The sequence below is a fragment of the Pseudoalteromonas sp. SG44-1 genome (assembly GCF_014164315.1).
Taxonomy (GTDB): domain Bacteria; phylum Pseudomonadota; class Gammaproteobacteria; order Enterobacterales; family Alteromonadaceae; genus Pseudoalteromonas; species Pseudoalteromonas rhizosphaerae.
Map to the genome: position 1 here is coordinate 1 of NZ_JACJEW010000138.1, position 2,541 is coordinate 2,541.

Annotated in this window: 3 protein-coding genes; all 3 read right to left on the reverse strand. The window is 41.5% G+C overall.

Going from position 1 to position 2,541, the window contains the following annotated elements; translation table 11 throughout:
• Positions 1-421 precede the first annotated feature (421 nt).
• Positions 422-697, reverse strand: coding sequence for a hypothetical protein (locus H5187_RS24815; RefSeq protein WP_259399241.1), 276 nt, complete (start codon positions 695-697; stop codon positions 422-424).
• 17 nt (positions 698-714) lie between these two features.
• A complete protein-coding gene (locus tag H5187_RS23135; RefSeq protein ID WP_259401766.1) occupies positions 715-2,283 on the reverse strand; it encodes a M1 family metallopeptidase in 1,569 nt (522 codons plus the stop codon).
• Positions 2,284-2,338: 55 nt separating this feature from the next.
• On the reverse strand, positions 2,339-2,541 hold a 203-nt coding region (locus H5187_RS23140; protein ID WP_182798432.1), incomplete at its 5' end, for a transposase.

Genomic DNA, 2,541 nt, shown 5'->3' on the forward strand with positions numbered 1-2,541 from the left:
CGAAAACAGTTAAATAAATTGACTGATGATGATCAGTTAAGCTAATTTAAAAACGGCTCTACAAAATGATAAATCAAGTGATCAAAGCTGATGAGAATCGGTGATCAAAGTCATGAGAATACGCAGTTATTAACGTTGACACTTTTATATGCTTTTGATGAGCGCTGTAAACCTCGATGCTGACACGTTTTTAATAGATAACCATTGTGAGTCACTAGCAAAAAAATTTGCGGGTCAGGTAAATATTTACACTTCCCGTTGGCGAAGAACTGGTTTCCTAAACCTAGAGTGGCTAGCAAATTTGGCTTATCAAGAAATGGGCCACCGATTAATATTTTTTATCTATTAGCTCATCGAACCTTCAAAATATTTGATAGTAGCAAACGCCTGTTAAATTTGTATTTAGCAGGCGTTGTGACTTCTATAGGTCAATCGTATTATTGCTGCGATCTGCATCGGGTAATTTATGCTCAGGATCGAGGCTGGCACGTTTAATTGTTTTAGTAACAGGCAATACCACACTCGGCTTACCTGTGCGCATCCATGTTTCAACTGGAATGCGAATATCTTCATGTGTATTATCACTGTATTGCACACGCAGTGTTGCTGGCATAACTAACTTTTGATTACTTTTAAAGCTAACTTTAGTGCCTTTACCGTGTTTATCATCAATGGCTTCAACACTCGTTATTGCCATATCAAGTTGCCAGTTATTTAAGTACCAACCACGCCACCACCAAGAAAGATCTCCCCTGCGGCGCTCTCCATAAAGCGGAAAAAATCTGAAGGGCTAGGATGTTTATAAGCCCACGTTGAGATATATTCTTTAAAAGCAGGATCGAATCGCTCTGGCCCTAATATCTCTTCTCGCAGTAACACTAAACCTAGCGCCGATTTAAAATAAGCAATAGAATGGCGGTATTTCTCATCCGTGGCCTCTGCTGGGGCCATTAATGTAGGTGCTTCATTATTGGCTAATACGGATAAGATCTCATCAACCGGGTTACCGCCTTTCGGGGCATATTCTCCGTCACGTTTTGGAGCAAACTCGCCATCATTAAAAGCATCTGAGGCATAAACATCTATAAACGTGTTAAATCCTTCATCCATAAATGCATGGCGGCGCTCATCAGAGCCTACAATCATCGGAAACCAGTTGTGGCCTAGCTCATGCGCTGTTATCCAAAAAAGCAAATCGTCTTTGTCTTGCATACCATCGAATACAATTCCTGGATATTCCATACCGGCCCCATGGCCGCCTAAGTTAATAGCTGCAGGATAAGGGTAAGGATACCAAGTGGAAAAATGCTCTATATTCGCTTTAACATACTCTGTTGAGCGATCCCATTTAGTACTGCCAATGCCTTCAACTGGATACGCAGACATTGCTAATGCGGTTTTACCCTCTGGTAGATTAATTTTAGCGCCATCGATAATAAACGCAGGTGAAGCGGCAAATGCGACATCGCGGGTATTATCCATTTTGAAATGCCAACTTAATCGCTGGTCATCCTTAGGCCGACTATCGGGGTTATTAATATCTGCTTTGTTGCGAATATAGACGGTTTCTTCGCTTTTTTTAGCTTTAGCTAAGCGCTTCTGTTCCGTTTTAGTGAGCACCTCTTCAGGATTAATTAGCTCACCTGAGCCCACCACCCAATAATCTTTTGGTACATTAACCGTATAGTCAATCGTGCCATATTCTAAATAAAATTCAGAGCTAATGTAAGGATTGTTATTCCACCCATGTAAGTCATCATAAACTGCCATACGTGGGAACCATTGTGCAATTTCAAAAATTTTGCCATTTTTAGAAGGCGTGACCGCAGTTCGACCGCCCCATGTCCCGGGTACTTTATAGCTGTAATCAATTTGCAGTTGTAATTTACCGCCTTGAGCAGCTAGAGGGTTTTTTAAATCGATACGCATTCGTGTATCGTCAATTAAAAAATCGGCATCGTAATGTTTGTTATTTATAATCACGGTTACTTTGTCAAACTGGTAACCATCAGTAAAATGAGAGCTACGCCACTGCGAGGCGATAGAGCTTCGCGAGTCTTTGCGATACATATTTTGATCAAGTTGCACCCACAAACGGGTTAAATCATCAGGGCTGTTATTGGTATAAGTGATGGTTTCTTTGCTACTTAAAATATCTTGTTCGGTATCTATTGAGGCCTTAAGGGAGTAATCGACTTGGTTTTGCCAAAAAAGCGGACCAGGCTTTCCTGCGCCGCTGCGCATTGCATTTACTGAATTGGGTAATGATAGTGGAGCAAACAAGGCTTGTGAGTCGTAGTTTGAAGTCGTGGGGGCAGGGCAAGAGCATGAAAAAAGCCTATGATTTCAATACCTTTTCAAGGTAACCTGTACTGCGCATAGCTTTTTTCTGTTTTGCGGGCATGCCTTTATTAAGGCTTGTTTCTGCTTTTAGCTGATTAAATGCGATGTGTCTCAGCCCCGCAAATACAGGTGCTGCACCTTCACGCCTAATTCGGCAATCATCTTCTTTAAATCCGACATCTAAACGCCAATGTAATC